The organism is Acinetobacter sp. YH01020 (assembly GCF_013420275.1).
GTDB classification, from domain to species: domain Bacteria; phylum Pseudomonadota; class Gammaproteobacteria; order Pseudomonadales; family Moraxellaceae; genus Acinetobacter; species Acinetobacter amyesii.
In genome coordinates, this window is sequence record NZ_VOYN01000103.1 from 1 (window position 1) to 3,371 (window position 3,371).

The following is a 3,371-nucleotide window of genomic DNA, read 5'->3' on the forward strand; positions in this document are numbered from 1 at the left end:
GTATAGCCTAACGGAACAAAATAAAGTCTTAAAAAGCAACTCAAAAACCGTATTTATAGACTTAATATTTAATTTCGGTACAATATGTATTTAATTATCTAAACTCTAACGGTACAGAATGCCTAATCAGGTCGGATATATTCGAGTCAGTTCAACTGAACAAAATACTGAACGTCAATTAGATGGAATCAGCCTGGATAAGACCTTTACTGAAAAGGCAAGCGGTGGTAGCCGTGAACGTCCTCAGTTAAATGCAATGCTCGACTATCTGCGTGAAGGTGATACGGTGCATGTTCATAGTATTGATCGTCTGGCACGTAATACAAATGATCTGAACGAAATTGTGAATAGTCTGAATGATCGTGGTATAACCATTATTTTTCATAAAGAGAATTTGACCTTCAGTCATGATGTAGCACAATCGGCAATAAATAAACTCATGTTTCAGATGCTTGCTGCATTTGCAGAGTTTGAACGCTCCATGATCCGTGAGCGTCAAAAGGAAGGAATTGCAAAAGCCAAAGCGAAGGGCTTATATAAGGGAAGAAAGCGGAAGGTTGACTATGTTGAAATACGAAAAGCAATGGCTGAAGAAAATTCAACATTTAGAGGTGTTGCAGAAAAGTTTAAAGTAGGGATAGCAACAGTACAAAGAGCTTTAAAAGAAGAAACTAATAATCAATAAGGTTGATTAATGAAGACGCTTAGATATTCAAATTTAGAAAAGATCATGACCATTTATACTGAAATTTCTACTTATATTACATTTCATAATGCGACTGGTTTAACAGATATAAATAAATCAATGGAAGATTTTTGAACCGTACCGGGTTTGTCGGAGACCAAGCTTTCTGAGAGAATGTCCCGATGAAAAAAGTAAAATATACCCCTGAAATCAGAGAAAGAGCGGTTCAATTATTGATTGAATCCGAGAAAGATTATCCATCGAATTGGGCTGCGATCACCGCTATTGCTCCCTGAGCAGTATACTGCGCAAGGGTTGTACTCCTGAAACACTACGTGTTTGGTATCAAAAATATTTAGATAAACAAAATCCAGTTAAAGTACAGCAGCTTTCAGACCAAGAACGTATCAAACAACTCGAACGCGAAAATAAAGAACTGCAACGCGCCAATGAAATTCTACGTAAAGCAGCCGCTTTTTTCGCCCAGGCGGAGCTCGACCGCCCACACAAATAATGGTGGATTTTATCCATAATAATAAAGAGCTGTACGGAGTCGAGGCGATTTGTAGAATTTTACCGATCGCACCTTCAACCTATTACCGGACTCTAGATCTCTGTGAAAATCCAGAACATCGAGCAAAGCGAGATTTACATGACTTGCATCATGCTGAGGAGATTAAACGAATTTGGAAGGAAAGTTCAGGTCGGTATGGTGTACGTAAAGTCTGGCAAAAACTGAAACGTGAAGGCTATATTATTGCGCGCTGTACTGTTGCTCGATTAATGCAAAAGCTAGGTATAAAAGGTGTTTGGCGTGGTAAGAACAAACAAACCACCCGTAGCCGAGATGATCAAAAACGAGCGGATGACTTGGTAAAACGTAATTTTACTGCTGATCATCCTGACCAACTGTGGGTGAGTGACTTTACGTATATTCAAACAAATTCAGGCTGGGTTTATACTGCATTTATTATTGATGTGTTCTCACGAGCAATTGTTGGATGGAAAGTATCGACACGGATGAATACAGATATGGTGCTCGATGCATTGGAGCAAGCATTTAGGGCGGCAGAGGGGGCTGGAACGCTGAGTGCGCCCATGCCGCATTGCGAAGCAAAAGATAATCGGATAAAATGTAGCAATTCATATTCGTAAGCGTGGAGTAATCAGATGGGAAATTCCAAGTCAGCAGACAAGTAAGCCGCAACAACCAGTATTGTTGTTGCGGCGCTCTGTAAGGCTAGTCTCATCTGATTGCTGACGAGCAGACGTCGCCCGGTATTCCTTAATCGAGGGTTGATTCGTCATGACCACCACACGCCCCGCGTGGGCCTATACGCTGCCGGCAGCACTGCTGCTGATGGCTCCTTTCGACATCCTCGCTTCACTGGCGATGGATATTTATCTCCCTGTCGTTCCAGCGATGCCCGGCATCCTGAACACGACGCCCGCTATGATCCAACTCACGTTGAGCCTCTATATGGTGATGCTCGGCGTGGGCCAGGTGATTTTTGGTCCGCTCTCAGACAGAATCGGGCGACGGCCAATTCTACTTGCGGGCGCAACGGCTTTCGTCATTGCGTCTCTGGGAGCAGCTTGGTCTTCAACTGCACCGGCCTTTGTCGCTTTCCGTCTACTTCAAGCAGTGGGCGCGTCGGCCATGCTGGTGGCGACGTTCGCGACGGTTCGCGACGTTTATGCCAACCGTCCTGAGGGTGTCGTCATCTACGGCCTTTTCAGTTCGATGCTGGCGTTCGTGCCTGCGCTCGGCCCTATCGCCGGAGTATTGATCGGCGAGTTCTTGGGATGGCAGGCGATATTCATTACTTTGGCTATACTGGCGATGCTCGCACTCCTAAATGCGGGTTTCAGGTGGCACGAAACCCGCCCTCTGGATCAAGTCAAGACGCGCCGATCTGTCTTGCCGATCTTCGCGAGTCCGGCTTTTTGGGTTTACACTGTCGGCTTTAGCGCCGGTATGGGCACCTACTTCGTCTTCTTCTCGACGGCTCCCCGTGTGCTCATAGGCCAAGCGGAATATTCCGAGATCGGATTCAGCTTTGCCTTCGCCACTGTCGCGCTTGTAATGATCGTGACAACCCGTTTCGCGAAGTCCTTTGTCGCCAGATGGGGCATCGCAGGATGCGTGGCGCGTGGGATGGCGTTGCTTGTTTGCGGAGCGGTCCTGTTGGGGATCGGCGAACTTTACGGCTCGCCGTCATTCCTCACCTTCATCCTACCGATGTGGGTTGTCGCGGTCGGTATTGTCTTCACGGTGTCCGTTACCGCGAACGGCGCTTTGGCAGAGTTCGACGACATCGCGGGATCAGCGGTCGCGTTCTACTTCTGCGTTCAAAGCCTGATAGTCAGCATTGTCGGGACATTGGCGGTGGCACTTTTAAACGGTGACACAGCGTGGCCCGTGATCTGTTACGCCACGGCGATGGCGGTACTGGTTTCGTTGGGGCTGGTGCTCCTTCGGCTCCGTGGGGCTGCCACCGAGAAGTCGCCAGTCGTCTAACCGACGACTGGTAGCAGGCCCGCTCCGATGCGGCGCACTAACCATCGAAACCTCGTGAATGTCGGTATCCTGTCTGGCAGGATACCGCTCATTTCCCTTGTTCAGTTCATCGCCGTCGCCGAGCATCTGAATTTTCGGCATGCGGCCAAGGCACTTGGTATCAGC

At 47.6% G+C, this 3,371-nt stretch carries 3 protein-coding genes, 1 pseudogene and 1 other annotated feature; all 4 genes and pseudogenes read left to right on the top strand.

The genetic code is table 11. The features are described 5' to 3' along the window. Positions 1-118: 118 nt before the first annotated feature. Positions 119-685: a recombinase family protein gene (locus FTT85_RS18170; RefSeq protein ID WP_006581699.1), complete on the top strand. Its 567-nt coding sequence runs from the start codon at positions 119-121 to the stop codon at positions 683-685. A 182-nt stretch (positions 686-867) separates the two neighbouring features. Further along, positions 868-1,840 (top strand): annotated as a pseudogene (locus FTT85_RS18175) (IS3 family transposase). After that, positions 1,157-1,273 (top strand) — a sequence feature (AL1L pseudoknot). (Overlaps the previous pseudogene by 117 nt.) Positions 1,841-1,991: 151 nt before the next feature. Continuing rightward, the gene (floR, locus tag FTT85_RS18180) at positions 1,992-3,206 is read left to right on the top strand and encodes a chloramphenicol/florfenicol efflux MFS transporter FloR (protein ID WP_000214122.1); all 1,215 of its coding nucleotides are present in this window, start codon (positions 1,992-1,994) and stop codon (positions 3,204-3,206) included. Between the two features lie 27 nt (positions 3,207-3,233). Then, positions 3,234-3,371 (top strand): LysR family transcriptional regulator (locus FTT85_RS18845; RefSeq protein ID WP_257222279.1); only part of this gene is annotated, 138 nt, incomplete at its 3' end.